This window comes from Paenactinomyces guangxiensis, from assembly GCF_016055185.1.
Classification (GTDB): domain Bacteria; phylum Bacillota; class Bacilli; order Thermoactinomycetales; family Thermoactinomycetaceae; genus Paenactinomyces; species Paenactinomyces guangxiensis.
Window position 1 is genome coordinate 20,485 of sequence record NZ_JAECVR010000022.1, and the last position, 26,996, is coordinate 47,480.

Consider the following 26,996-nt stretch of genomic DNA (forward strand, 5'->3'; position numbering starts at 1 on the left):
CCATCAAAGAAAGACCTTGGGATTCCATTATCCAAGGCCTTTTTCTTTAGAGGTTTCACTGATTGATATCCCTCTTTGTAAAATGGTTTAATACATTTTTTACTATCCGGCTTAGCCTCTCATCAATAACTAAGCTTCCGCCAAATGAAATTGATCCGACGGAAAAGACACCGCCTCCGCCATGATGGTCATAGTACACCATCTCAGCCCCCCCTTTGTCAGGATTGGTTCCTTTGGCAAGCAATACAGCGTTCTTTGGCGTGAACTTGTCCATTTTGTCGGTTTCATGGCCGGAAGCTCCGCCGCGGTTTAACCCTCTCTCTCCTATAAGATCACCATTTTTCAGGTTGGTGCCTTTAAACACCCAGTGATCTGCTTTTTCCACACGGTACGGATGAAATGTCATATATCCCTCCGGTGTATAGCGAACACCTAAAACATATGATTCGGAGCGGTCAAGATTGAACCATAACCCTCCCCTTTCCCCGTTCAGCAGGTGATAACCAAATTTTTTTCTTACCTCCGGCTTGTCCTTTTTGAGAACTGTTTTCCAGTAAATGGCATTGCCCGAAAGGGTAAGCAAATTTCCTCCCCTGTTTAAAAAGCGCTCTAAAGCATCATACATACTTTCTGTCCAGTATTCTCCGTGCGTGTTGATAATGAGAGTGCCGAATGAATCCAACAAATCGGGGTTTTGGTCAAGATCCCAGTCAGAGATGACACTGTATGGATAATGATTTTTTTCAAGCCAGCCGAGGATCAATTTTTCCGCATTTGCCAGATGTTCAGGATTCCCCATGGGGGAGGCCGCCGGATTGGGCCGTTCTGTGCTGACCATTTGTGCATATGCGGGCCGGATATCTTCTTCATAAAAATATTGATAGAGAGAAGCACCTCCCCAGGTATTGTAAGCAGCCCAGGTGTTGGTAGAAGACAGCACCGCAATTCTTTGTTGTTTGGGTATATTTTTGTCAATTCGGCTGATCAGAAATGACACGTAAAATTCATTTTCTAATTGATCATATAATCTGGCGGCGTATAATCCGCTCTTCCAATCTTCCGGGACTTTGAAACGATAGCTTGAATCCCAGCCGGCTCCGTTTCGGTATGCATATAAGGGGTAGTTTTGTCTTTTGCCTGGAATATTTTTTACTTTAGAAACCACATGTTCTTTCTCTCCATAGCGAATGAAATCGACAGAGAACCGTGCCTGGGTAGAATGGACTTTTAATTCGATCGTCTCGCCGGGAGCGTAACTGACCCGTGAAGTGTATCCTTCAATAGGCTGGTTGTTGACAATTTGTTGCGGTGTTTTCTCCACTACCACAGAACCGGACAGAAAACGAAAACCGTTCCCTTGATCCCTGATATCGATGTACATCTGGTTTCCGGCGATCATTTCAGGGGACAAACTTAAAACAAGGTCAACAACCTTGTCGTCCACTTTCTGCACTTTGTGAAGAAAGGCAGGAGTAGTTGGTTTGATTGGGGTGCCTTCGGCCAGAATCGTCCCTTTTTTGTTGACAACGTTTACCTGGAGCTTGTCCGGGATCTTGCCGGCATACCTGAGCTTTAAAAGAGCTTGCCCCACTCGGTCAAAATCTTTGATCTGAACAGGGACTTTTTTTATCCCGGTAACCGAGTTAGCAGCAAAGGCTGTAGGTTTTTCCTTTATCCACTTTAAAAATGTACTGGCACCCGAGACAGTAAAGCACATTGCAAAAAACGAGGATGTTTTGATAAAGTCTCTCCTGTTGATTTTCATGATGAATGCTCCTCTAAGATAAATACAGATATGTTTGATCTACTTATTAATTAGTTGTCGATAAATAGAAAAAGGTTCATCTTTTAATAATGTTTTTTTACTTATATACGATGAAAAGTAAAAAAAATCTCAGTGAAACGTAAAGATGATAGATTTAGTTTGTCAAATGTTTGTATCTGCTTCATTTATATGAACCGCTGATATAATATCTATATACATACTCCAATATTTACCTCTTGTTATATATGTTCAAAGTTTCTTATACTAGAAACGTTCATTTTAAAAATCGAATCAAAAAACCCTCATCGGTTTCGGTGAGGTAGAGGTCGCAGCTTTTAGGAGTATTCTGTACGAGATCCGGAGAAGATTGAGGACTGCAGAAGAAAGGAAAAGTTGCCGAAGTTCACCTGTTTTCTCCGGGCAGGCGGGCTGGGGCTGTTTCCGAACAGGGACAGAACTGTCACGTTTACAGCCGGTAAGCGTGGTGTGCTATCTTCAGCGAAGGTTTGGTGTGGGTGTTTCTCATACCGTTCATATTTGTGGCGGTATTTTTTATTGCCCTAACAGCCTCGCTTATTTAAAGAGGGGTGTTTTTTTATAATGACTGATATAATGTTAACAGCTTCCGATCAAACAGAAACGGAGCCGAAAGCAGACGTCCGCCTGCAACGGGGGCTAAGAGCGCGGCATCTGTCGATGATAGCGATCGGAGGGTCAATCGGGACCGGCGTTTTCCTGGCCAGCGGCACGGCGGTACAGTCAGCAGGGCCGGGCGGGGCGCTGCTCGCTTATCTGGCAATCGGTGTCATGGTTTACTTTCTGATGACCAGCTTAGGGGAAATGGCAACCTTTATGCCGGTATCGGGGTCATTTAGCACCTATGCGAGCAAGTTTGTCGATCCTGCCCTGGGATTTGCTCTCGGGTGGAATTACTGGTATAACTGGGCGATTACTATTGCTGTTGAATTGTCTGCCGCTTCATTGGTGATGAAATTCTGGTTTCCGGATTATCCGTCTGTGTTGTGGAGTGCCCTTTTCCTTGTCCTAATGTTTGGATTGAACTACTTATCTGTGAGAAGTTACGGGGAATCGGAATATTGGTTTTCATTTATTAAAGTTGCCACGATTATCATTTTCCTGATTGTTGGAGTCCTGATGATCTTCGGGTTTATGGGCGGAGAGGCGGTCGGTTTTAAAAACTTCACCATTGGAGAAGCTCCCTTTAAAGGTGGATTGGCCGCGATGCTTGGTATTTTTATGGTGGCCGGCTTTTCGTTTCAAGGGACGGAATTGGTGGGAGTTGCCGCAGGAGAAAGTGAAAATCCAAAGCAAAATGTTCCCAGGGCGATTCGGCAAATTTTTTGGAGAATCCTTCTGTTTTACGGTCTTGCGATTTTAGTGATCGGTTTACTGATTCCGTATACTCATCCCAACCTGGCCAGCGACGATATTGAGAGTATCGCCAAAAGTCCGTTCACTCTCATTTTTGAAAAAGCCGGACTGGCATTTGCCGCTTCTGTGATGAATGCCGTCATCTTAACTTCGGTCCTGTCGGCGGGGAACTCTGGCATGTATGCGTCAACCCGGATGCTGTGGACGCTGGCCAAAGAGGGGAAGGCACCCAAACTCTTTGCCAGAGTAAATCAACGGGGCGTTCCTGTTTATGCATTAATCCTTACATCACTGGTAGGAATGCTTGCTTTCCTCTCTTCTCTGTTTGGAGAGGGAGAGGTATACATCTGGCTGTTAAACGCTTCAGGATTATCCGGCTTTATCGCATGGCTGGGAATTGCTATCAGCCATTACCGCTTCCGCAAAGCTTTTTTGGCCCAGGGACACGATTTAAGCCAGTTAACATATCAAGCCAAATGGTTTCCATTCGGTCCGCTTTTTGCCCTGATTGTCTGTGGAATTGTGATTCTGGGGCAGAATTACACGGCGTTTCTGGGTGAACAGATTGATTGGAACGGCGTTTTGGTTTCCTATATTGGCCTGCCATTGTTTATCCTGGTGTGGTTGGGGTATAAATGGCTCAATAAGACAAGAGTGATTCCTTTGCAGGAATGTGACTTGAGTGATCAATCTGCTGGGGAAAAAGCATAAGGAATGCTAAATAGCAGGGAAAGCAGCAACGCTTTCTCTGCTTTTTTGTCCTTGCATCTGAAGACGCTGAGAAGCTGGCCATCATTCATGGCCATTGCTTCAATGCAACTTTTGAAACTGCTTTCCCGTCTAAAGCGTAAATCTTCTAAATACAAATCCCTCTGTTGCATAGGTTTGCGGATGAGGTGGGGGATTTTTATCCTGTAAGGAGAGAACAATATGAAAAAAGCGCGAATCATCGCCTGTTGCTCTGCCTTTTTCCTTTTGGTCTATTGGCTGTTCCCGTCACCTGTCCATGCTTGCAGTTGTGTTGTTCCCGGGCCGCTGGAAGAAGAACTGGCGGAAAGTAGTGCAGTTTTTTCCGGAAAAGTGATCAGGATCGATGAAAATAAAGCCAAGTTAAAAAAGGAAGTTGTTTTTAAGGTAAATGAGATATGGAAGGGAGTAAATGAGACACAGATTGTGGTGGAAACTCCCAATCAAAGCGGGGCATGTGGTTTTGACTTTGTAGAGGGACAGGAATTTCTCGTCTATGCCAGGGCGAACGCTGACGGAAAGCTAAAGACAACGATTTGCAGCCGAACAAAGGCTATGTCTGCAGCAAAAGAAGATTTGAACGCTCTGGACAAAGGAAAGTCTCCGGCAAAACAAGTTGAAGTGGAACAGGGGGCGGGTGGAAAAACCAATATTCTTGTGTGGAGTGTCTTCATTTTATCCGGATTTATTATCACAGCTGTTTATTTTCTAAAAAATGGAGCAAAAAAATGACATAGATAATGGGATCATGACGGTATGAGATTTCGGAGTAAGTTTACCATCCGGTCTGTTTTGTTTTAGTTGGCCAGATGGTTTTTTATTTTTCCTTTTTAATGTAGGCAAGATTTTTGGCGATACTGAAACTGCTGTATGTTTTTTATAAAAATAAAACAACTTATAGAATTTGTCGGATAGATTTATTATATTTAATTTATAAATAATTTTAGATGCCTCCGCTTTTCAAATTAGGGGATAAAATTTATTTGAGAAAGGGAAAAGCTATTATGTACGGAGGATCTGTGAGAGGAGGTAGCCTTATAACGACAGAATCATCAAGCTTGGATTTTACCTTGGGAGATTCCGTATCTGGGAAATATTATTTTAAGATTCCGTACAGTTGGAATTCATGTGCCGGGGAGTTCTTTTTGCAGCAAGTGAAGAAATAAAGGCCTTCACCAGTCGGTTTCCCGCAAGTGTCAAGCAGGTAAAAGAAAAGGTTATGGCAGGGAAAAAGAATCCATGAGAGGGGATTTTGCAAAATGGACCCAACCACCCGTAAGCAAACCTACAGCTTTCAGGAGTTTTTAGACCGGCGGGATACATATGACTTTTATCGCGACAACCCATTTTTTCAGGAACTTTTAAGGTCATTTGTCAGTGAGGGTGAGTTTCCGGCCCTCCATGAACAGCTGTTGCAGTTCTCACCCAAAGTCTCCAATCGCTGGAGGGACTTGGCGGAGCAAGCAGCCAGGCCGGAGTTGCATCCTGTATTACAACATTATAATGCATATAATCAACGGATTGACCGGATTGTGCGCTCTGAACAAGCACTGGCCCTGGAACGGGAAATCTTTTCTGAAGGGTTGTTTTCCGGGAAAACCGCACCCTGGGAACTGATTAGCAAACGTTTTCTCCTTCACCAAAATGGAGAAGCAGGGGTGATGTGTCCGCTCGCCTGTACAGAGGGGCTGATCGCCTTGATTGAACATTTTCCAGAAGATCAGACTCCTGAACTGGAGCATATCCTGGCCCATTGCAAAGAAGGAATTGAGGGGGATTTTGCGATGGGAGCCCAGTTTATGACCGAGATTCAGGGAGGTTCCGATATACCGGCAAACCAATTGGAAGCAGTTCCGGAACCGGATGGGAAAAGATTTCGCCTATACGGACAGAAGTTTTTTTGTTCAGCCACTCAAGCTGATTATACCGTGGTCACTGCCAAAGTAAGAGGAAGTGATAAAGTCTCCACCTTTATTGTTCCGTCCTGGTTACCGGGAAATAAGGAGAAAGAAATCAGAAATGATTACACGATCCGTCGTTTGAAAAGAAAGTTGGGCACAACTGAACTGCCGACAGGGGAGATTGAATACCAGGGAGCGGTCGCTTATCCGGTAGGGCCTCTTCACAAAGGCGTGGCCGTTCCGGTAGGCATTGTGTTAACTCTGTCCCGCATGGATATCGGGTTAGCCAGCGGAGCATTTATGATGAGAGCGGCCAGAGAAGCGCAGATGTATGCCGAGTTTCGCAAAGCGTTTGGAAGAAGAGTGATTGACTTTGCGATGGCTGCAGGACAGGTCCGTGCAATTGTTCATGCCGCCAGAAGGACAACAGCAGGAGCTTTTAAGATCAATGAATTATATATTCGCCTGGGCAGAAAACACCGGACGGGTTTACCGGTCGATCAGGAAGACAATATCCAAAAACAACATTTTATGCTCCGCATCCTGATCCTGATGCAAAAAGTGACTGCAGCTAAAGAAGCCGTAGATGTTCTGCGGCAAGCGATCTCACTGTTTGGGGGAAACGGGGCCATTGAGGATTTTTCATCTCTGCCCCGGATCTTCAGGGATGCGATGGTGAACGAGTTGTGGGAAGGCCCTAAAAATGTTTTATTGACACAGATTTACCGCGACTTAGGGCGGGTTCAAAACTTGATCAGCCCGAAGGAGTTTGTGTCAATGGCTTTAGCTGGTGCACCGCAGGAGGTTCAGAACCATTTGTCACGGGAATTGCTGCAACATTTAACTTCCTCTTCTTTTTTGGCCGGGTCCACCGATGAAGCGATAAAGCAGGCGGAGGATTGGGAAGATTTTGTTGACCATTTTTTCAAAACTTATCAACAGATTGCAGTAGAGCCGTTTGGCAGTCTTCCGGTTCTCAACTAGGTTTGGACTCAGAAAAAATTTATACAAAATTGCAGGAGGGTTACGGATGAAAATTAATATTGGTCAATTGTTGACGAAACGCGCAGAATATTCCCCGTATGTGGAAGCTGCCGTAGATGCATATTCTCGGTGTAATTTTCAGCAATTCAACCAACAAGTTAACCAATTGGTAGAGTGGTTCAAAGAGCATCAAGTGGAAGCGGGGGACCGGGTAGCGATCCTCTGCAAAAACAGCACTTCACTTGTCACCATCTTTTTTGCCGCCGCTAAACTGGGAGCGATTACTCTTCCGATCAACTGGAGACTGAAAGTGGATGAGCTGGCATATATTTTAACGGATAGTGAAGCTAAAATCCTGTTTTATGATGAACAGTTTTCAGATGAGGTAAACCACCTCAGAGGTTTTGATTTCCTGCGCTACTTTGTGCAAGTCGGCAACTCCCCCGGCACTGATATCCCGTTTTCTTCCATTTTTTCAGATCGACAGGCAGCTGAACCCGAGATTGTGGCGGGCGGAGAGGACCCGGCTGTAATTATGTATACCTCGGGAACAACCGGAAAGCCAAAGGGAGCAATGATTTCCCATGAGAACTTATGGTCGGCTGGTGTCGGGATTTTGCATTCTCTGGATTGGCGGGCAGTGGACCGCTTCCTGTGTGTGGCTCCTATTTTTCATATTGGCGGGTTTATGCCGGTAATCACCTCTGTCATCAGGGGAAACACGGTTGTCTATATGCACGAGTTTCACCCGGTCTATATCTGGCAGCTGATTGAGGAAGAAAAGATTACACAGATGATGTCCGTTCCGGCAATGTTGAAGTTCATGCTGGAAACACCGGACTGGCTGTCCAGGGACATCAATTCATTACGTTATATTATCTGTGGAGCTTCGACGGTTCCACCGGAGTTAATTCGTCAATATCACTCCTACGGTGTCCAGGTAGTGCAGGTGTACGGATCAACGGAATGCACAGGCCCGGCCACTTTTTGGCTGCATGAAATGGGACTGGATAAATGCGATACGATGGGAAAACCGATGGTTCATACAAAGATCAGAATTGTCGACCCGGAAACCGGAGAAGATTTGCCGGCAGGTAAAATCGGGGAGATTGTGTGCAAAGGACCACAGATATTTACAGGTTACTGGAACAGGCCTGAAGAGACAGAAAGTTGCCTTATCGACGGCTGGTATTATACCGGGGATTTAGGGAAACTGGATGAAGATGGCTTTGTAACGGTGATTGATCGCTACAAAGATATGATTATCAGCGGCGGGGAAAATATTTATTCTGCTGAAGTGGAGGCGGTCATTCAAAACATTGAAGGAGTCGTTGAAGTGGCCGTAATCGGTGTTCCGAATGAAATATGGGGTGAAGTTCCCAGGGCTTATGTAGTGAAAAAGCCCGACTCCAATCTGACGAAAGAAGATATTATAAGAGTTTGCCGGGAGAAAATCGCTCATTTTAAATCGGCCAAGGAGGTCCGGTTTATTAGCGCACTGCCGAGAAACTCGGTGGGAAAAGTAATGAAACACGTGTTACGAAAGCGGGCCGAAGTTGAATAATCGGTATACGTTTGCCTCACTGGCGTGTCCATTTGCCAGTGAGGCAATATGATATAAGATGGATGGAACAGGATTTAAAGGACCCTTCTGTACCTGAGTGAATAGTATCCTTCCTCTTCCTTGCTTGCGAAGGTGGGTACCCGTCTAATCCTCTTAAATCCCCTCGCTTCATAGAAAGGAATCCCTTTCTGGTTGTTTTCTGAAACGGAAACCCATTGCTCTTTTGCGCCCTGTGACTTTTGCACTTCTGTGATGGCATTCAGCAATAATGTGCCGATGCCTTCCCCTCTCCGCTTCGGGTCAAGATAAAGAACAAACAATTCACCGGTGCCTTCACTTGTTAATCCACCGGCTCCCGCTCCTGTAACACGCCCATGATCCAGCGCCACGAACCAGCCGTCCCAGCCGGATTGGGGTTCCAGCTCTTTCAGGATTCGTTCAGGCTGATAGAACTCCTGAATCACTCTCTCGATGTAGGAAGCTGAATGTGTCTCCTGATAGGTGTCACGGTAGCCAGCTGCACAAACTTTACAAATCCCTGATACATCTTGCTGAGTGGCTCGTCGAATGGTAATCAAATGGATTCATTCCTCCCAAATTTTGAATATTAATATTAATGGTACAGTAATCAGGGAACCATTTTAAATCCTGGTAACACTGCATAAATCGGTCAGATTCTCTGTTTAAGCGGGTGCCAACTCATTTCCTCCTTCTGTCAGCCTTTTAGGCCAAAGTGAACGACATTGGAAATTGACTCTCCCCTGATCCAGGATCTTCTCTTATGAGCGATCGTCCCCTGCTTTCTTCCTTCTCAGTGCCAGATATCCCAGACTAACAGCAAACAGGGTAACAGTCAGGCGAATGTAATTTTCCTGAATATGAATGAGATCGTGACTGACGAGTGCTTCAAGGAGGATTGACGGAATCTTTCCAATCGCTGTGGAGATAAGGAAAATAAAAAACGGAACAGATGTGAGAACGGCGGCTATATTGACAAGTCCGGACGGAATGAAGGGAGTGACCCGGGCCAGGACGAGGAGCAAAGTTTGCCTGGTGCCGGACAGACGGTTTAAAGATTGTACCCAATCCCAATTCCGGTGTTTTTGCATCTTTGTCAGTTGTAGTCCTTTACGGTAAAACAAAAAAGCAGCCATGGAGCCGATCACTTCCCCCAGCCAGGATAACAGACCGCCCAGCCACGGTCCCCAGACCCATACATTGGCGGCGGTGACAAACACAGAAGGAATAAACCCAATGATGTTGATGAAAGTATTAATCATCAAGCTGATTGGAATTGCCCACAGACCGAGCTCTGAGAAGAATGTGAACAGGGAACGGACCATGATAACCTCCATAGATGAGATAATAATTTAATAGATTAATTTTTGATTGACAAAATAATATATTTTCAGCTAAGCTTCTCAAATATATAATTAATACTATAACGCTTTTATATGATGATCCATAGATCTATTATTTTTCAGCTTCCAGAACATTCCGACTCCTTTCCATTCCCCATCTGGCGAAAAAATTCCCGGCACAACCTGTGTTTATCCATTTATTTATTTAAAAATAGTATATGGCGAGTAGGAGAATGATCAAGTGGACAAGTATGACAGACTGAGTAAGATGATGGAAGATAGATTCAAAAAAGAGTACACCCGCCGTCAGTTGCTGTCTAAAATCCCCAAAGCAACCGGTTATTTTCTCGGATCAGCACTGCTCACTTCCGGGTTGATCAAAACGTTGACCGATGAAAAAGAAAATCCTGTAAAGCCAGCGAACGTATATGCTGACCAGCCGAAGAAAAAGAAGCCTCCTCAGCAAAAGGGGACGGACCAGTGGAAAATTACTAAACCAGGGAGGAGCAATCTCCAGGGATACGCTTCCAAGATTTCGGTACAGCCGAATGAGTGGATCACTTTTTTTGTCCACAGTCTGAGGCCTTACCGTATGGAAATTTATCGGATGGGGTATTATGAAGGATTGGGCGGAGCCTTGATGGAGAAGTTTTACGGGTTTCGTGAGATGAAGCAAAATCTGACCCCTGATCCGGATACCAGGGGTTGTTCCTGGGAAGTCAGTTTTACATATCAGATTCCTCCTCATTGGCCTTCCGGATTTTATCTTAACAAACTGGTCGATGAGAAAGGAAATGAAAGCTATATCCCGTTTGTGGTCAGGGAGGCCCGGCCGGCCGCCGACTTCGCCGTACTCCTGGCAACCCATACTTATCACGCCTATAATAACTGGGGTGGCAGAAGTTTATATACCTATAACAGCAAAAATGGAAAGCAATCGGCCAGAGTATCCTATAATCGTCCGTTTAGGGATTATTACGGAGCCGGTCTCTTTTTTCAATTTGAGTACAATATAATCCGCTGGCTGGAAAAAGAAGGGTATTCGCTTACCTATATCACCGACATGGATGTGCATAATGGCATCCTGGAACAGTCGGATATAAAAACCCTTCTCATTGCCGGGCACAGTGAATACTGGTCGATGGAAATGCGTGAAAGTGTGGAAAGATTGTCCGCTTCTAAAATCAATCTCGCAGTATTTAGTGCCAACGTGGCTTACTGGCAAGTGCGCATGGACCCTGATGAAGAGGGCAATCCCAATCGGGTGATCACCTCATATAAGCAGTTTGCGACTAAAAAAGATCCATATCGTTTCAAAGACAAACGATTGGTGACATGCAGATGGCGGGAGCGTCCCGTCACCATGCCGGAAGACCGGATGTTTGGGATTATGTATAGCGGAATTCCGGATGCCACTGTCCCAATGGTTGTGTCAAACCCTGATCACTGGTTGTATGAGGGAACGGGGTTGAAAAGAGGGGATCAAATTCAGGGTGTGGTTGGCGGTGAAGTTGATTCCTATTTGGGAAAGATTCCGGGGGTAGAAGTGATCGCCCATTCACCAGTGATTGTATACGGCAAAACACGGTTTGCCAATGTTGTCTGGTATCAAAAGCCGGAGGGTGGAAAAGTTTTTGCTGTAGGGACATTTTATTGGAACTGGTTTTTAGATTCTACCCATTATATCAACCGTGCCAGTGAAAACAGTGCAATCCAGCAAATCACCCGCAATGCTCTCCAAGAGTTGATAAAGTAAGTTGAAGCGTGCTTCATCATATAGATGGGGCACGCTTTTTGAATAGAGTGGGGTATCGGGAATGCCTTCCAAATATATAAAAGGGAAGGGAGGTTGTTACATGCATATCGGAATGGCCCCTTATCGCCCTATTATTTCCTCAATCCGCCTGTAAAAGAAGCCCTGTGCCCATGTACCCATCGATCAGCCAACAAAGCGTGGCGGGGCCGAAGAATATCATCATTGGAGATGTAAGAATTCAGATGATGTGTTTCTCAGTTTCCAAAATGTGATCCGTGCTGATGCATCGCCTCCGTTTATCATTGGCCCGAAGACCAATATTCAGGATTATGTCCTGATACACTGTCATCCTGGGCTTACGCTTCGGATGAACGAGGAGCAAGCGGATGCCCTTCCCAAGGTACCCGAGTCATATCTGTCCTCAAACCCGAGCATCGTTGATTACTATTACCGCCTCGAAATCTTGCCGCAGTTATACACCTTTGTTTGTTTAATCGAGTTCCAGAAAAAACGGACAGCACATGTTGGTTTTTTTCAATCCTTGCAAAAGCGGTCATTTTTCATCTTTCATCGCAAACGGAAAGAGACCGCAGAAATCGTCGAATGGGTAACGTGAACGTTCTGATGCTTTTTAACAACCCGAAAAAGATGCTCCATAACTTTATAGTTATATGGAGCAAGGAAAAGGTCATATTCTGATTAGTTTTCTGTTGGAGGGTCCACTGGCTCTTTCTTCTGCTCGGTCAGTCCCTGGATCATCTGGTTCAAGTCGATGCCGGATACTTGTTTGACCATTTCAGGGGCCTGGGCCATCAGTTTGGTCACATAGTTGCTTACTTTTGCGGCACCGTCCCCCTCACTGGAAGCGTCGACAACGGTCAATTTCTCAATGTTGCCCAATGGCTGGGAAATTTGTTTCGCCAGTTCCGGCAGCATTTTGGCTACGAGATCCAGGACAGCAGCCTGTCCATACCTCTCGAACGCTTCAGCCAACTTTTGTTTTGCTTCTGCCTCCGCAAGTCCTTTGGCCCGAATAACATCAGCAGCTGCGATCCCTTCCATCTTCTCCACTTCCGCTTTGGCCATGCCGCGCGCTTTTGTCGCTTCGGCATCGGCAAGACCTTTCGCTTTAATGGCTTCCGCTTCGGCACGGGCGCGCGCTTCCGCTTCAAAACGAAGTGCTTCTGCCGCCTGCTCTTTGGAATACCGGTCGGCGTCCGCTTTTTTCCTTACTTCGGCATCGTATTGCTTTTCACGCCGGATAATTTCTTTTTCTTCCAGCTCGATTTGCTTTTGTTTCTTTACTAATTCAATCTTCATCTCTTCATCGACGACCTGTTGCCGATACCGGTTTTCTTGCAAGTGGTAGGCTTGATCCGCTTCCGCCCGTTTCATATCCTGTTCGATTTTGAATTCGGCAATGCGAAGTTCTTTATTTTTCTGGGCTTCAGCGATATTTGTTTCGGAGATAAGGGATGCTTTGGTGCCTTCTTCACGGGCTTTTGCTGTCTGAATCTCGGTGTCGCGAACAGCATTGGCTTCGGCAATATCGGCGTCACGGCGCACCATGGCGATCCGGGGGCGTCCGAGAGCGTCGAGGTAGCCGTTTTTATCGCGGACGTCTTTAATTGTGAAGGAAACGACTTGCAAGCCCATTTTTTTCAAATCTCTGGCTGCGACAGCCTGTACTTCCTGAGCAAATTTCTCACGGTTTTTATAGACTTCTTCAACCGTCATCGTCCCGAGAATCGCGCGCAAATGCCCCTCCAATACTTCGCGTGCCTCGTCATTGAGGGTTTCATCCGTTTTGCCCATAAATTGTTCGGCTGCTGTTGCCACATCTTCGATAGAGCCGCCGATTTTTATAATCGCCACTCCATCTACAAGGATCGGTACCCCCTGCTCGGTATACACCTCCGGAGTGGACACGGTCAGCTTGTGCGACAGCAGGCTCAATCTTTCGGCCCGTTGGAAAATGGGGATGATAAATGCCCCGCCGCCGCGGATAATTTTAATCTTGCGCCCGGAGTCGTCGCCCATAACATTTTTGCTTCCCAGCAGGCTGCCGGTGACAATCATCGCTTCATCAGCGCCAACTGTTTTGTAACGGGCCCAAAAAGCGATTCCTAATACAAACAGGACACCGACAACAATAATCACGATTTGGAAAGATAGAAAAGTTAACATTCGCTTAAGATGTGCCCTCCTCTTCAGGATGATGATGCATGGAAACCAACAGAATGTGATCCTGGATATCCAAGACGATCACGGTTGAACCCCGGGGAATTTCCACCTTGTTTACACTTGCAGCAATTTGGTTGGTATGTCCACCGCTTGTTAAGACCATAACCTCACCGTAGCCGCGGGCAGGGATGGTCACCGTGACCTCTCCAATTTTGCCTTTTAAGTCATCCAGGCGAAACCCTGCTGAGTTTTCAGCTGTTTTTGTCGGCCGGACATAAAAGGCATATAAGAGGAAAAACGAGAGCATGGCGGCTGTCATTGCCCAGATGACCAGATATGTATCTGAGAGTTCTGTCAGTTGATTGAGGATTAATCCGGTACCGCCAAAGACGGTGACAGTCCCGACCAGGGTGACTGGTTGAAAGGAAACCCGATGTCGAACAGAGCATCCACGATACCGGCGAGCAGATCACCAATCAGGACGATGAGGATCGTGAAGACCACGCCAAAGATGAGACAACCCCAGAAGACAAGCTGCAATGTCCTGTGCTCCCCCTTTTCGTGTCGTCTATGTCAATTATACGAAATAGTTGGATGTTTCGGGTTGAATGGATGTAAAAAATCCATGGCATGACCATGGATTTTTATCTTCATATTTTGACAGTGACGAAAAAGATCAGGATAACCATACACAGCAGAGAGAGGTTAAGCAGCATAATGTAGCGTTTCAAAATGGATTGTCCTGTTCCGCTGTCAATCCCGGTCGCCTGGATCTGCTTCAACAGCTTTTTTCCGTAAAAAGCGATAAGGACAATGAAAAGAATGACAAATAAGCTGCCGAAACGTTCCTTCATCATGACCCAGAGAGGTTTATTTTCCAGTTGAAGCAGTTTCATCTGCAACATCATAAACACGCCGGTGATCAAAACGAGAACCGAGGTTGGGATAAACATGGTCAGGTTCCAGCGTTGAGCCTTCCCAAGGGCATAGGACATGGTTTCCAGATTATTGGAACGGGTTGCATCGCGCAAATACATTGCCATCATGCTGACACCGCCAAACCAGGCAGCCACACAGACAATGTGAATAAAAAGTGCAAGGCTGGTCGCATTCATTTCTTTCTAACTCCTTTTTATATGAGTGATTTTACTTGATTACAACATGGTAACCCGTAATGTTGACACGGCGTTCCTTTCCGCTGTCTCCACCATGTGCCTGCCGAAAATGCTCACTTTCTGTCCACTGAAGAAAATGATCTTTGGTTTCAAAAATGGACTCCACTATCATATGGGAGCCGTCTTCTGCCTCCAACAGCCGAAACGAAACGAATCCCGGAACTTGCTTCATCGATTCCGGGGCATTACTAAACATTCCCTTTAGAATTATTAAGTGCTCAGGGGAGGTGATTTCAATTCGATTATTTACCTGATACATTTTTTGCCCTCCATTTGGCCTGTCATCTTTCTCTTCAACAAATACTATACCATTCTTTTTCATCTATTAGGGTGAAGTCAAAAATATGTAAAGAACGGCACGCTGACGTTAACGAAATAATAGCTTTATGATAATAGGAACAGAGATGATTACTGTAACCAATCGAACCATATGTAAAGCGGTTACTTTAGAAATATCTGCGCTGGTGTTATTGGCCAACAAAACCAAATCAGTCATTCCGCCGGGAGCGGAAGAGAAGAAACTGGTAATCGCACTCCATCCTGTAACTTTGCTAATGATCCAGCCAACCCCCAGACCAAACAAAAGAGTCATGATGGAGATGAGTAATGCCGGCAGCCAGGCCGCTTTCAGCTCTAGTACACTTCCCCGGTTGATTTGCAAACCGATGTTGGCCCCAAGAATCACTTGCAAAATAAAGAGAGTCCAACCGGGAATTCGCACTAATGGCAAACCGCTTAAATTGGCCAAAGCCACTCCGCACATCGAACCAATCATCGCCCCAGCGGGTATTTTCAACAGATATCCCAAATAACCTCCTGCGAGTGCACAACCGAGCGTAAGCAGTATTTTGCTTAAATCCATGTTGATCATCCTTTCTGTCATCTTAAAATATGATTGCGGGTTCATATCAGTTGAAATTCATTGGGGCCTGTCTTTAGTTTCAACAACGACTGCTATTATTTACTCTATCGGTAATGGTGAAAGCTGTCACCGATTTTATTTCGTAGAACGAAGTTTAGCAGAAGAATATTTGCTAAATGGTTTATGATGAAAGGAAAAAGAGAAAGTTATGATGTTGGGAATGTTAAACAGAAAATAAGTTTTCATTTAAAATGATTGGGCTTAACGATGGGGGTGAAAGGATGATTAAAGGAATTGGTACCGATATCGTGGAGATCAAGCGGATTGAAGAGATGGGGATAGAACGGTTGGCGCGGCGCATTTTAACAGAAAAGGAAAGAAACTTGCTGCCGGAACGAGAGAGAAGGAGGCTGGAGTATATCGCCGGCCGGTTTGCTGCGAAAGAGGCGATTTCCAAAGCTTTGGGTACTGGTATTGGACAGTGTGTCTCATTTACCGATCTGGAAATTGTCAATGTTGAAAAAGGTACCCCCCGGGCCGTTTTGTCAGCATCTGCCCAACAGCGCTTATTTGGCGGAAGCCGCATTCATATTCATCTGTCCATCTCCCACAGCGACCATTATGCGACAGCCATGTCAATTGTAGAGGAAATGAAGGATTGAAGCCTTGTCTGCATATCTAAAGGCAGGGGGACATACATATATAACGCGGTTAGGAGGGACAATCGTGTATCTGGTTACAGCAAAAGAGATGCGCAATCTGGACCGCTATACGATCGACCATCTGGGAGTGCCCGGAGTTGTGCTGATGGAGAATGCCGGAAAAGCCGTTGCAGAAGAAATTATGCACCGGTTCCCCGAGCCGAAAACAGCAGTGATTCTTTGTGGCAGCGGAAACAATGGAGGAGATGGCTGGGTTGTGGCCCGCCACCTGCAGTTTCGCGGCTGGAAAGTTTATCTGTGGCTGGTGGGTGCGGTGGAAAAAATGGCACCGGATGCCCGTGTTTTCTATGAGGTTTGCCAAAGGCTCACCCGGATTGAGATTGATCCGCAACAAGAACGGGATCAACTCCGCCGCCATTTAGAACAGGCCGATGTAGTGGTAGATGCTTTGTTGGGTACGGGTGCCACAGGTCAGTTACGGCCGCATATCGCCGAAGTGGTTGCCCTTGTCAATCAACAGAGCAAGGCGTTTGTTGTGGCGGTTGATCTGCCGACAGGGGTTGATGCCGACACGGGAGGCGTGCTTACAGAAGCCGTACAAGCTGATCTCACTGTCACCTTTGCCTTTCCCAAGTGGGGACATTACCTGCGACCGGGGGCAGACTACTCAGGAGAGGTAAAAGTAGCGGATATCGGGCTTTCACCCTGTGCCAGCCCTGAACTGGAACCATCCGCACGGATCAATCTTCCGAGCGACTGGCAACATCACCTGCCACCGCGGTCCGCCTGGGCTCACAAAGGAACTCATGGACATTTATTAGTTGTCGGCGGTTCGCGGGGTATGCTGGGTGCAGCGGTGATGGCGGGCGAAGCTGCTTATCGTACCGGAGCCGGCCTGGTGACAATCACTGTTCCATCATCTGAGCAATTGCCTCTGTCTGCCAAAGTTACACAGCAAATGGTGTGGAGTTGGCCTGGTGAATCAACGTTCTCACCGGACAGCTGGCAGATGATAGAGGAAAGGAGAACACGTTTCTCAGCGGTGGCAATCGGTCCGGGACTGGGTCGCTTTGCGGGCGAAGCCGATTGGTTGGGGGAATTGATGAAGAGGATGGAAGTTCCGATGGTGCTGGATGCTGATGCCTTAAACATTTTGTCAGACCATCCTTCTCTGCTGCAAAAACGTCCGTCACCATTCGCCACGGTCTTAACCCCGCATCCGGGGGAGATGGCCCGGCTTCTTGCCTGTTCAGTAGCACACGTAGAATCTTCCCGCCGTCAGGCAGCCGGGGAACTAGCGCAAAAAACGGGGGCGGTTGTGGTTTTAAAAGGAAGATATACCATTGTCGCCTTCCCGGATGGAAAGCAAATATTGAATCTGACTGGCAGCCCTGCTCTTGCCAAAGGGGGGGCAGGGGATCTCCTTACCGGGATGATTGGCTCCCTGCTCGCCCAACGTATCCCTCTTGGAGCAGCTGTCCCGATGGCGGTCTATCTTCATGGAAAAGCCGGTGAGCTGGCTGTGAGCTCCGTGCCTCACAGTGTGATGTTTTCAGACATCCTGTCCGCGATTGGTCCGGCTCTCCGGCAATGTTGTCAATAATTGTCCCTGCCTGGCCGACACATTTCCCGGGAAATTGACGAAGGGGAGGATACCATGCGTCGAAAGCCATGGATTTACCTGATCATCCTGGCGATTGCGACAAGTTTGGTCGGCTGTGGTGTGAAAGATGCCAACGAAATTGTCAGTGATTTGTCGAAGCGGTCGGAAGAGTTAGAGTCATATATCAGTCATGGAAAGATGACTATTCATACAGGGCAAGAACCCCTGGAATACGATGTGGAAGTATGGTATAAAAAGCCTCACTTTTACCGGGTTGCTCTTAAAAACTTAAAAAAGGATATTGTGCAGATTTTGCTTAAAAATGATGATGGCGTTTATGTGCTGACTCCTCATTTGAAGAAAAGTTTTCGTTTTCAAAGTGATTGGCCGGCATCGAGCGGACAGGTTTATCTGTATCAAACTCTTCTTTCCAGCATTGTGGACGATCAGCAGAGACAATTTCAAACCGGGAAGAAAGAGTATCTGTTTGAAGTGGCCGCCAAATACTCACTGAATCAAAATTTGAAGACACAGCGAATTTGGCTTGACGAAAATCTTTATCCCAAAAAAGTAGATGTTTTAAATGAGGACAATGAAGTCATGGTAAATATGGTATTTGACCGCTTTAAGGCAAATGCTTCATTTGACAAGGATGCTTTTGAGATGCAGAGGAACCTGAACAGTTTGCCCGGTAAATCTGAGCAGACGATGGGAAAGTTACAGGGAGCAGAACGCAGCAAAGAATCGGTAGAAGCAGTAACTCCGGGCTATATCCCGTCCGGCAGCCGCCTTGTTGATGAACAAACGATACAGACTCCGGATGGCCCGGTCGCGATTATGAGGTTTAAAGGAGATCAATCATTTACTTTGACACAAAGACATCCGCAGGCGATTGAAGCAAGTGTGACTGCTTTTGGGCAACCCGTGGACTTAGGCCAAACTGTCGGTGTTTTACTGGAAATAGCAGGGAAAAAGCGCCTGACCTGGACTGATAACGGGACAGACTTTGAATTGCTGGGTAATCTGTCAACAGAAGAAATGAAGCAAATTGCCAAATCCGTCTTTGAACAACCTTTGAAATAATATACGATTTTCATGGACAGGTCTAAAGGCTGTCCATTTTTTATACTCATTACCCAGCGGCGAAATTTTGCTATAATATACTAGGTAGCAAATGGACTCTGGTAAAAGTTAAGGATGAGAAAGATTATGGAGAATCAACCGATTATAGAGGAAAAAACCTCTTACGGAGTTCTTCTCTATCGGAAAAACCGGGCACTTCGTCTTCTGGAGTATGCTCTGTTCTTATTGGGCTTTGCTTTTCTTTTATGGCAGTTTGAATTCCGCAGTGTCTCAATGATCGCAGGAATCATCCTGTTGGGAATTGCTGTGATGCTGCTTGCACCTGCTGTCTATCTGGCTTTTGCTCATCCGCGTTACACGCTTTATAAAGATAAACTGGTCATTCAACTGGGACAAAAGGAAGAATCCATTCCCATCACTGAGGTTGAAAAAGACTTTGATTTGCGCTATTTTTTTCTTATCAAAAAGAAACGGACTCCCTTACTCGTCAGTGATCGTTTTATCGATGAATTAAATGTCCGTTTGGAAGTGATAAAACGTGGATGGGAATCCAAATAGACCTCCTGTTTACGGCAGGGATACGGTCATTGAAGTTGATTTGGACGCATTGAGACACAATATTAAAGAGTTCCGCAGGCATATTCCGGAGAGATCACAGATCATGGCGGTAGTGAAGGCAGACGGATACGGCCATGGGGCAGTTCACGTTGCCCGGGCGGCACTTGAGGCTGGAGCCACTTATCTCGGAGTTGCTTTTGTCGATGAGGGGATTGAGTTAAGGCAGGCAGGAATCAAAGCGCCAATCCTTGTCTTAGGGTATACCCCCTCCTATGCGGTTGCCGATGCCATCCGGCATCAATTAAGCTTAACGGTATTTTCCAGAGAATCATTAGAAGTTATCGAGAGAGAGTCGGACCGGTTCAATACCAAAGCCAATATCCACATAAAAGTAGACACAGGGATGGGGAGGATTGGCTTGCAACCTCAAGATACCTCTGCCTTTTTGCGTCTGGCCCGTCAATGCAGCCATGTGCGGGTAGAAGGATTGTTTACACACTTTGCTACGGCTGATGAACGGGATAAAAGCTACACCCGGTATCAGGAGGAATTGTTTGCCAGTGTTGTCCGGGAGCTGAAGGAAGATATTCCCCTCATTCATATCGCCAATAGTGCGGGTGCGATTGAATTGCCTTGCCGTACCTATGATATGATTCGTTTGGGCATCAGTATGTATGGCTTTTATCCTTCTGTAGAAGTGAATCAACAATCAGTAAAATTAAAACCGGTATTGACACTGAAATCAAAAATTGTTCACCTTAAACAACCTCCCCCGGGAACCGGGATCAGCTACGGAAAAACTGTGACGGCGACCGGTTCTGAGTGGATTGCCACTATACCTGTCGGCTATGGGGATGGTTTTAACCGCCACCTGTCCAACAAAGGGTTTGCGCTGGTAGGCGGTGTAAAAGTTCCCGTCTTTGGCCGGGTTTGTATGGATCAACTCATGCTGGATGTAACCCGGGCGATGCCCGTACGGGTTGGGGATGAGGTTGTTTTATACGGGAGACAGGGGACCAAGAGCATTCATGTGGATGAGGTTGCCGAAATTCTGGGCACCATTAACTATGAAGTTGTATGCATGTTAAGCCACCGGATTCCGCGAATCTACCTCAGAAACGGAAAGCCTGTGCAAGTGGTCAACCGTTTGAGACAGTGACTTTTTTCTGTAAAAGTGTGTCTAAGGGGAAAGGCGGAATTTCTGTCTCGCTCCCCGGAATTCTGCTTCTCCGGCATGACTCAACTTTTCATCTCCGGGTTATCCCAATCCGGTAATAACGGTTTACTAATGGAGATCAATGAACCTTTCCTTTGTGTCCGGTTAAGAGTTTACTTTTTTTAGCTTTTCTCTTTAATTGGAAGGAATTTTGGCAACAAGAACGAATAGATTTAACTATGTCTGTCGTTTCAGTGCACGGGGACTTATTTTAAGTATATTTTTGCAACAGGTTCGACATAATGGTAGTATTGATATTGCTAACGGTGATGATTGGTTGGGGGTGCGACAGTTGTCCAGTACCAAGAGAATTATGATCAGCCTACCAAAAAATTTGCTTCAAGAAGTAGATGGTATGGTGCAAAGAGATAACTCCAATCGAAGTGAGTTTATTCGACAAGCGATGAAGATGTATCTTCAGGAGCGAAAAAAACGTTTGATCCGCGAGATGATGCAAAGAGGTTACATGGAAATGGCCAGGATCAATCTTAATATTGCCTCAGAAGCTTTTGTGGCGGAAGAGGAAGCAGAAGATACTTTGGATCGATTGGTTAGCGGGGTGTAACCGGTTTGATTGTCAAACGTGGCGATGTCTATTTTGCTGATCTTTCCCCCGTGGTCGGATCCGAACAGGGTGGGGTGCGTCCTGTTTTGATTATTCAAAACGATATTGGCAATCGGTTCAGCCCCACCGTGATCGTCGCCGCGATTACAGCACAAATTCAGAAGGCGAAATTGCCTACACACGTTGAAATCGATGCCAGAGCTTATGGGTTTGACCGGGATTCAGTCATCTTGTTAGAACAAATCCGTACGATTGACAAACAACGGTTAACGGATAAAATTACCCATTTAGATGATGAGATGATGTCCAGAGTCAATGAAGCTTTACAAATCAGTCTTGGTTTGATTGACTTTTAAGCAGAGAGCGGATAGGAAATTCCGTTCTCTTATTTTGTTTGTTCATTTTTTTGTGTTATTATGATATTTTTAATACGAGTTAGTCTCGTAAGTTACTGTTTTTATCTTTTGCTCCCTCATCCGACCCTGGAGGAAAGCTTCAGATTGGATCCTCCCTCTAAATTAAAAAAAGAAAAATCGCATCGGTTTGAAGCCTTATTCAAGGGGACCTTCAATATGGACATTCACTTACAAAAGCAATATGAGAGGTTACTTACCTCATATATTCAAGACCCGAAAGAGGATCACTTATATAGTGCCCAACAATTGAGAAAATGGATTATGGAACATCGAGTTCCGCCGGAAGAAGTGGTTAGCTTCCATATCAACACGATGAAAAAGCTTCTCCCCGACCTCCCCCCTGAAGTAAAAAACTCATTTGACCTGTTAATTGAAGTAATGATCGGCTACGGAGTAGCTTATCAGGAAACCGAAAAGCTGGTCACTCGACAACGTGAGTTGGAGTACGAGATTGAAGTGGCTGTGGGGATGCAACAAACTCTGTTGCCTGCCAGCCCTCCCCCATTACCCGGAGTAGATATTGGGGTTTTAAGTGTAGCTGCCAAGCGGATGAGCGGAGACTATTATAACTTTGTTGATCATGGCATGGGGTCGCTTGGTGTTGCCATCTCAGATATCATCGGAAAAGGGATTCCTGCGGCACTTTGTATGTCTATGATTAAGTATGCGATGGATCGCCTTGACGATAACCAGCCCCTGTCTCCTTCAGAAATCTTGCGCGGCTTAAATACGGTAGTGGAGCGAAACGTAGATCCCAGTATGTTTATTACCATGGTCTACGGGGTATATGATTCGTTGAATCATCACTTTCGTTATTCAACAGCTGGCCATGAGCCCGGATTTTTCTACAATTCCCGAACGAACCGTTTTAGGGATTTGAAAACGCAGGGACTTGTTTTAGGTGTTGCCAGAGATGTTGATTATCGGGAATATCTGCTTAAACTATCCCCTGGTGATGCCATTATCTTATTTTCTGATGGTGTAACCGAATGTAAAGTGGACGGGCAATTCCTGCAACGTCGCACATTGAAAAAGTTAATTCGTGATCATTTGAAACTGCCTGCCCAGGAAGCTGTTGAAGGAATCCATCAAAAGCTGGTTGAAATGGCAAATTATCAAATTAAAGATGATCAGACCATTCTCATCATAAAAAGAGTTGAATAGGGTAAGAGCCGGGTCAGGACATAAGGAGTAAATACAGGTTGGAGGTCGAAACGGTATGAATGTGTTAATTAAAGATATAATGAACGAGGAAAAAGATATTACCATTCTCGTTGAAGGAGAAATCGACGTATACACGGCACCTCAACTGAGAGAAAAATTACTTCCCTATTGTCAAAATGGAAGAACGATAGTGATCGACCTGTCTAAAGTAGATTATATCGACAGTACCGGGATCGGAGTATTGATTGGAGCATATAAAGCCCAGCGGGCCACCTATGGCAAACTCATTTTAACAGGCATGAATGCCCGCTTGTTAAGGATCTTTAAAATTACCGGATTACATGAAATTATAGAGATTGAAGAAAGAACGCAGGAGGATGGCCAATCATGAGTGACCAACTCTTAGATTTGGTAAATCTGACGATTCCCGCCAAGCCGGACTATGTTGGGATTGTCAGGCTGGCAGTTTCTGGTGTTGCCAATCGTATGGGTTTCTCATATGACGAGATCGAAGATTTAAAGTTGGCTGTGGCAGAAGCATGTACGAATGCTGTTGATCATGCTTATTGCGGTGGTGAGGGAGAAATCGAGGTCAGTTGCAATATTTTTGCGAATCGCCTCGAAATCGCCGTCATTGATCGCGGGAACAGTTTTGATGTCAGAGAAGTGGAAAAACGGACCGGACCGATCAGCATCGAACCGTCCATGAATGCTGTGCGTGAACGCGGATTAGGCCTTTTTCTGATGAAAACATTAATGGATCATGTAGATATTAAAGGTGATAACGGAGTGATTGTGACGATGACCAAGTATATCCGAAAGGACGTGGTGGAGTCACATGTCGAGTCGTCCACATCCTACCCCTCTAACCGATGAAGAAGTCCTTCAGTTAATCCGAAAATTTCAAGAGGATGGGGATGGGGAGGCACAAGCGAAATTAGTGGATCACTATAAAGATTTGGTAGAGACATTGGCGTTCAAGTTTGCTCGTGGCTCCGAACCCTATGAAGATTTGGCCCAGGTTGGGATGATCGGTTTGCTTGCCTCTTTGAAAAGGTATGATCCTTCCTTCGGCCGCAGCTTTGAAGGATTTGCCATTCCGACGATCATAGGAGAGATTAAACGGCACATCCGCGATAAAACCTGGAGTGTTCATGTTCCAAGACGAATTAAGGAACTGGGTCCCCGTATTAAAAGTGCGGTTGAAGAGTTGACCACTCAGTACCAGCGATCCCCCCAGGTAGAGGAAATCGCCGATTATTTGGACGTGACAACAGAAGAAGTATTGGAAACGATGGAAATGGGACGGAGCTATAACGCAGTCTCGGTAGACAGTCCGATTGAAGCCAGTACGGACGGGAGCCAGGTTACTTTGCTTGATCTGGTTGGAAGTGAAGATAACGGATACGACCAGATTGACAAAAAATTATTGCTGGAAAAAGTATTTTCGGTACTGACTGACCGCGAAAAAGAAATCCTGCAAATGACTTTTTTTGATAATCTGAGCCAAAAACAAGCGGGAGAAAAACTAGGCATCTCCCAGATGCATGTTTCCCGCCTGCAACGAAGAGCATTACAAAAACTGCGCCAAGCGATTCGCATGGAGCCGTCCGAGGTTATAAGATGATGGAACAGACATAAAAAAGTGTACCTCTTGACATTGCTTTGTAAATGATGAGCGCGAGAGGTACACTTTCTTTCATGTGTGAAATTTACCGGCGTGTGATCGTTCTCATCAAAATTCCCCTTTTTCTTTCGCAAAATTGTGCGCATTTTCATAGAAACCGGCACAAAGGATATGTAAAAATGATAACATCATTTTTGTTTATTATCGCATATAGCTTATCTGATCGATGAAGAAAAACAGGTGGTGGAAAGCAGATGGACCGACAACAGATGTTTCAAATCGTTGCTGGCGAATTGTCCCTGAAAGTGAGCCAGGTCAAAACCAGTGTAGAGTTGATGGAAGAGGGAAATACGATACCCTTTATCGCCCGGTATCGCAAAGAGCGGACCGGAGAGCTGGATGAGGAGCAACTGAGAGAGATTGAAGAGAGATTCCAGTACCTTTCTCAACTCAATAAACGTAAAGAAGAGATTATTCGCCTGATTGATGACCAGGGGAAATTAACAGATGAACTGAAACAGAAAATCGACCAGTCAACACGGCTGCAAGAATTAGAAGACTTATATCTCCCTTACCGGCCAAAACGTAAGACAAGGGCTTCCATAGCCAAAGAGAAAGGGTTGGAGCCTCTGGCTAAACAGTTGCTCCGGCTGACAGATGAACAGGAGATTGAAGAGACCGCATCTGAGTATATTAACGAGGAACTGGGTGTGGAAACAGCGGAGATGGCACTTCAGGGAGCGATGGACATTCTGGCGGAGGAACTTTCCGAAGATGCCGAGATCCGAAAATGGGTGCGCGAATATACCTGGAAAACAGGACTGCTTGTCTCAAAAGCAAAAGACCCCGAACAGCGCTCCGTCTATGAAATGTATTACGATTACAGTGAACCCGTACATAAAATGCCGTCCCACCGTGTTCTCGCCGTAAACCGGGGCGAACGGGAGGAAATCCTTAAAGTAAAAATTACCGTCGAAGAGGAGCCTATTTTACGCCGTCTGGAAAAGTGGTTTCCATCCCGGCCCCATACTTTTTTAAAACAAGCTGCACAAGACAGTTACAAACGGTTAATCGCCCCTTCAATTGAACGGGAAGTACATGCCGCCATGACCGAACAAGCGGAAGAACAAGCGATTCATATTTTTGCAGAGAATCTGCGTCACCTACTGCTGCAACCCCCGATTCCGGGCAAAATGGTTCTGGGTGTTGACCCGGCCTACCGTACGGGGTGTAAGCTGGCAGTCGTTGATGATACCGGAAAATTGCTTCATGTGGATGTGATTTACCCTACTCCGCCACAGAATAAAATCGGTGAGTCTAAACAAAAGGTTCTTGATTTGCTCGCCCAATATCCCATTGAGATTGTTGCGATCGGAAACGGAACGGCGTCACGGGAGACAGAAAGTTTTATCGCCGGGGTAATTAAAGAAGCGAACCGGCCCATCCACTATGTCATTGTCAATGAAGCGGGAGCCAGTGTTTATTCGGCATCCAAACTGGCGAAAGAAGAGTTCCCTGATCTGGATGCGGCCCGCCGCAGCGCTGTTTCTATCGCCCGCCGCTTACAGGACCCGCTTGCTGAACTGGTGAAAATCGATCCCAAATCGGTTGGAGTCGGACAATATCAGCATGATGTATCGCAAAAGAAGTTGAGTGAGAGTTTAACCAATGTCGTAGAGTCGGCGGTTAACTATGTGGGAGTTGATGTCAATACCGCTTCCCCTGCTCTTTTGCAGTATGTATCCGGGGTGAGTGCATCAGTAGCCAAAAATATCGTCAAGCGCAGAGAAGATGTGGGCCGGTTTAAAAGCCGCGATGAATTGAAAGAAGTTCCGCGCCTCGGGGCAAAAACGTATGAACAGTGCATCGGCTTCTTACGCATCAATGAGGGCGGCAATCCGCTGGATAAAACACCGATTCACCCGGAATCTTACTCTGTTGTGAAGCAATTGCTCACATTGTTGGGGATGACGGCCGACCAAATCGGGACTGAAGAGTGTAATCAACGCTTGCGTCAATTAAATGTTGAGGAAACCGCACAAAAATGTAACTGCGGGGTACCAACTCTGCGCGATATTATTGAAGCGCTGCTCCGTCCCGGCCGGGACCCGCGTGAAGAATTGCCGGCTCCTCTGTTGCGGTCAGATGTGTTGAAAATAGAAGATCTGCATGTGGGGATGCATCTGCAGGGAACCGTTCGCAACGTTGTTGATTTTGGAGCTTTTGTAGATATCGGACTGAAAAACGATGGTCTTGTCCACATTTCCAAGATGAGTGAAAAATTTGTGAAGAACCCGATGGATGTTGTCACTGTCGGCGATATTGTCGATGTTTGGGTGATAAACGTAGACGTAGAAAGGGAGCGGGTCGGGTTAAGCATGCTTCCTGTGAAACAGGAGAGCCTGGCATAG

At 45.9% G+C, this 26,996-nt stretch carries 27 protein-coding genes and 1 riboswitch; of the genes, 18 read left to right on the forward strand and 9 right to left on the reverse strand.

Translation table 11 applies throughout. From position 1 onward, the window contains the following. Positions 1-55 precede the first annotated feature (55 nt). On the reverse strand, positions 56-1,765 hold the full coding sequence (locus I8U27_RS16935; protein ID WP_181754076.1) for a N,N-dimethylformamidase beta subunit family domain-containing protein: 1,710 nt from the start codon (positions 1,763-1,765) through the stop codon (positions 56-58). 312 nt (positions 1,766-2,077) lie between these two features. After that, positions 2,078-2,265, forward strand: a riboswitch (Lysine riboswitch). A gap of 100 nt (positions 2,266-2,365) precedes the next feature. On the opposite strand from I8U27_RS16935, the gene I8U27_RS16940 reads away from it, so the two are divergent. The 4 genes from I8U27_RS16940 to I8U27_RS16955 all read left to right on the forward strand — a co-directional run bounded on the left by I8U27_RS16940 (position 2,366) and on the right by I8U27_RS16955 (position 8,353). Further along, positions 2,366-3,868: an amino acid permease gene (locus tag I8U27_RS16940; RefSeq protein WP_181754075.1), complete on the forward strand. Its 1,503-nt coding sequence runs from the start codon at positions 2,366-2,368 to the stop codon at positions 3,866-3,868. Positions 3,869-4,087: 219 nt separating this feature from the next. Continuing rightward, positions 4,088-4,636: a hypothetical protein gene (locus I8U27_RS16945; RefSeq protein WP_181754073.1), complete on the forward strand. Its 549-nt coding sequence runs from the start codon at positions 4,088-4,090 to the stop codon at positions 4,634-4,636. 527 nt (positions 4,637-5,163) lie between these two features. Further along, the gene (locus tag I8U27_RS16950) at positions 5,164-6,789 is read left to right on the forward strand and encodes an acyl-CoA dehydrogenase family protein (protein WP_181754071.1); all 1,626 of its coding nucleotides are present in this window, start codon (positions 5,164-5,166) and stop codon (positions 6,787-6,789) included. 46 nt (positions 6,790-6,835) lie between these two features. Then, positions 6,836-8,353, forward strand: a complete 1,518-nt coding sequence (locus tag I8U27_RS16955) for a class I adenylate-forming enzyme family protein (RefSeq protein ID WP_181754069.1) — start codon at positions 6,836-6,838, stop codon at positions 8,351-8,353. A 74-nt stretch (positions 8,354-8,427) separates the two neighbouring features. On the opposite strand, the gene I8U27_RS16960 is transcribed toward I8U27_RS16955, so the two are convergent. Next, positions 8,428-8,931, reverse strand: coding sequence for a GNAT family N-acetyltransferase (locus I8U27_RS16960; RefSeq protein ID WP_181754066.1), 504 nt, complete (start codon positions 8,929-8,931; stop codon positions 8,428-8,430). 201 nt (positions 8,932-9,132) lie between these two features. Then, the gene (locus tag I8U27_RS16965) at positions 9,133-9,696 is read right to left on the reverse strand and encodes a TVP38/TMEM64 family protein (RefSeq protein ID WP_181754064.1); all 564 of its coding nucleotides are present in this window, start codon (positions 9,694-9,696) and stop codon (positions 9,133-9,135) included. 259 nt (positions 9,697-9,955) lie between these two features. Between I8U27_RS16965 and I8U27_RS16970 the strand changes: the two genes are divergently transcribed. Then, on the forward strand, positions 9,956-11,470 hold the full coding sequence (locus I8U27_RS16970) for a N,N-dimethylformamidase beta subunit family domain-containing protein (protein ID WP_181754062.1): 1,515 nt from the start codon (positions 9,956-9,958) through the stop codon (positions 11,468-11,470). Between the two features lie 247 nt (positions 11,471-11,717). Further along, a complete protein-coding gene (locus tag I8U27_RS16975) occupies positions 11,718-12,086 on the forward strand; it encodes a hypothetical protein (protein WP_181754060.1) in 369 nt (122 codons plus the stop codon). Between the two features lie 83 nt (positions 12,087-12,169). On the opposite strand, the gene I8U27_RS16980 is transcribed toward I8U27_RS16975, so the two are convergent. The 6 genes from I8U27_RS16980 to I8U27_RS17005 form a co-directional block, all read right to left on the reverse strand. Beyond that, positions 12,170-13,657 carry a flotillin family protein gene (locus I8U27_RS16980; protein WP_181754058.1) on the reverse strand — a complete coding sequence of 496 codons (1,488 nt, stop codon included), beginning with the start codon at positions 13,655-13,657 and terminating at the stop codon, positions 12,170-12,172. A gap of 4 nt (positions 13,658-13,661) precedes the next feature. After that, the gene (locus I8U27_RS16985) at positions 13,662-13,973 is read right to left on the reverse strand and encodes an NfeD family protein (RefSeq protein WP_181754056.1); all 312 of its coding nucleotides are present in this window, start codon (positions 13,971-13,973) and stop codon (positions 13,662-13,664) included. A 50-nt stretch (positions 13,974-14,023) separates the two neighbouring features. Next, complete coding sequence (locus tag I8U27_RS16990) at positions 14,024-14,194, reverse strand: hypothetical protein (protein ID WP_181754054.1); 171 nt, start codon at positions 14,192-14,194, stop codon at positions 14,024-14,026. Between the two features lie 110 nt (positions 14,195-14,304). Further along, positions 14,305-14,769, reverse strand: a complete 465-nt coding sequence (locus I8U27_RS16995) for a hypothetical protein (protein WP_181754052.1) — start codon at positions 14,767-14,769, stop codon at positions 14,305-14,307. Between the two features lie 31 nt (positions 14,770-14,800). Next, entirely contained in the window at positions 14,801-15,088 is a 288-nt protein-coding gene (locus tag I8U27_RS17000; RefSeq protein ID WP_181754050.1) for an antibiotic biosynthesis monooxygenase family protein, read from the reverse strand. A gap of 108 nt (positions 15,089-15,196) precedes the next feature. Continuing rightward, positions 15,197-15,691, reverse strand: coding sequence for an AbrB family transcriptional regulator (locus I8U27_RS17005; protein ID WP_181754049.1), 495 nt, complete (start codon positions 15,689-15,691; stop codon positions 15,197-15,199). Positions 15,692-15,972: 281 nt separating this feature from the next. On the opposite strand from I8U27_RS17005, the gene acpS reads away from it, so the two are divergent. The 12 genes from acpS to I8U27_RS17065 all read left to right on the forward strand — a co-directional run bounded on the left by acpS (position 15,973) and on the right by I8U27_RS17065 (position 26,996). After that, positions 15,973-16,353, forward strand: a complete 381-nt coding sequence (gene acpS / locus I8U27_RS17010) for a holo-ACP synthase (RefSeq protein ID WP_181754048.1) — start codon at positions 15,973-15,975, stop codon at positions 16,351-16,353. Between the two features lie 64 nt (positions 16,354-16,417). After that, positions 16,418-17,956 (forward strand): NAD(P)H-hydrate dehydratase, encoded by a 1,539-nt coding sequence (locus I8U27_RS17015; protein ID WP_181754047.1) that lies wholly within the window; start codon positions 16,418-16,420, stop codon positions 17,954-17,956. 54 nt (positions 17,957-18,010) lie between these two features. Beyond that, entirely contained in the window at positions 18,011-19,039 is a 1,029-nt protein-coding gene (locus tag I8U27_RS17020) for an outer membrane lipoprotein-sorting protein (protein WP_181754046.1), read from the forward strand. 126 nt (positions 19,040-19,165) lie between these two features. Further along, positions 19,166-19,597 (forward strand): hypothetical protein, encoded by a 432-nt coding sequence (locus I8U27_RS17025; RefSeq protein ID WP_181754045.1) that lies wholly within the window; start codon positions 19,166-19,168, stop codon positions 19,595-19,597. Beyond that, positions 19,578-20,756, forward strand: coding sequence for an alanine racemase (gene alr, locus I8U27_RS17030; RefSeq protein ID WP_181754043.1), 1,179 nt, complete (start codon positions 19,578-19,580; stop codon positions 20,754-20,756). The genes I8U27_RS17025 and alr overlap by 20 nt, the downstream gene beginning before the upstream one ends. Before the next feature lie 370 nt (positions 20,757-21,126). Next, positions 21,127-21,378 (forward strand): CopG family ribbon-helix-helix protein, encoded by a 252-nt coding sequence (locus I8U27_RS17035; RefSeq protein ID WP_181754098.1) that lies wholly within the window; start codon positions 21,127-21,129, stop codon positions 21,376-21,378. A gap of 5 nt (positions 21,379-21,383) precedes the next feature. Beyond that, complete coding sequence (locus I8U27_RS17040) at positions 21,384-21,734, forward strand: type II toxin-antitoxin system PemK/MazF family toxin (RefSeq protein ID WP_181754041.1); 351 nt, start codon at positions 21,384-21,386, stop codon at positions 21,732-21,734. 216 nt (positions 21,735-21,950) lie between these two features. Beyond that, positions 21,951-22,958 carry a PP2C family protein-serine/threonine phosphatase gene (locus I8U27_RS17045; protein ID WP_181754039.1) on the forward strand — a complete coding sequence of 336 codons (1,008 nt, stop codon included), beginning with the start codon at positions 21,951-21,953 and terminating at the stop codon, positions 22,956-22,958. Between the two features lie 55 nt (positions 22,959-23,013). Beyond that, entirely contained in the window at positions 23,014-23,349 is a 336-nt protein-coding gene (locus tag I8U27_RS17050; protein ID WP_181754037.1) for an STAS domain-containing protein, read from the forward strand. After that, positions 23,346-23,834: an anti-sigma B factor RsbW gene (rsbW, locus tag I8U27_RS17055; RefSeq protein WP_181754035.1), complete on the forward strand. Its 489-nt coding sequence runs from the start codon at positions 23,346-23,348 to the stop codon at positions 23,832-23,834. The genes I8U27_RS17050 and rsbW overlap by 4 nt, the downstream gene beginning before the upstream one ends. Continuing rightward, positions 23,797-24,585, forward strand: a complete 789-nt coding sequence (sigB, locus tag I8U27_RS17060; protein ID WP_181754033.1) for an RNA polymerase sigma factor SigB — start codon at positions 23,797-23,799, stop codon at positions 24,583-24,585. The genes rsbW and sigB overlap by 38 nt, the downstream gene beginning before the upstream one ends. Before the next feature lie 254 nt (positions 24,586-24,839). Further along, positions 24,840-26,996: a Tex family protein gene (locus tag I8U27_RS17065; protein WP_181754030.1), complete on the forward strand. Its 2,157-nt coding sequence runs from the start codon at positions 24,840-24,842 to the stop codon at positions 26,994-26,996.